The sequence below is a fragment of the Colwellia sp. MB02u-9 genome (genome assembly GCF_014077085.1).
GTDB lineage: Bacteria > Pseudomonadota > Gammaproteobacteria > Enterobacterales > Alteromonadaceae > Cognaticolwellia.
In genome coordinates this window covers 1-383 of the sequence record NZ_JACGVF010000049.1, presented here as the reverse complement: position 1 = coordinate 383, position 383 = coordinate 1, and the positions used below count along the sequence as shown (strand labels likewise).

2 tRNA genes are annotated in these 383 nt (G+C 47.3%); both read left to right on the top strand.

Annotated features, from left to right (window positions below):
- The first annotated feature begins 37 nt into the window (after positions 1-37).
- Positions 38-124 (top strand) — tRNA-Leu (locus H4J65_RS00390).
- 40 nt (positions 125-164) lie between these two features.
- Positions 165-240 (top strand) — tRNA-Gly (locus H4J65_RS00385).
- The last annotated feature ends 143 nt before the right edge of the window (positions 241-383 follow it).

Genomic DNA, 383 nt, shown 5'->3' with positions numbered 1-383 from the left:
TAGGGTCCCAATCTCTACTATAAAAAAAACTCTCGATGCCCGAGTGGTGGAATTGGTAGACACAAGGGATTTAAAATCCCTCGCTTGTAAGAGTGTGCCGGTTCAAGTCCGGCCTCGGGTACCATTACTGATTATATCAGTTGGATGTATTGTAGAATACCGAAGCGGCTGTAGCTCAGCTGGTAGAGCATCACGTTGCCAACGTGAATGTCACGAGTTCGAGTCTCGTCAGCCGCTCCAAATATGACAGTTATTACGGTCAAAGTAGGGTCCCAATCTCTACTATAAAAAAAACTCTCGATGCCCGAGTGGTGGAATTGGTAGACACAAGGGATTTAAAATCCCTCGCTTGTAAGAGTGTGCCGGTTCAAGTCCGGCCTCGG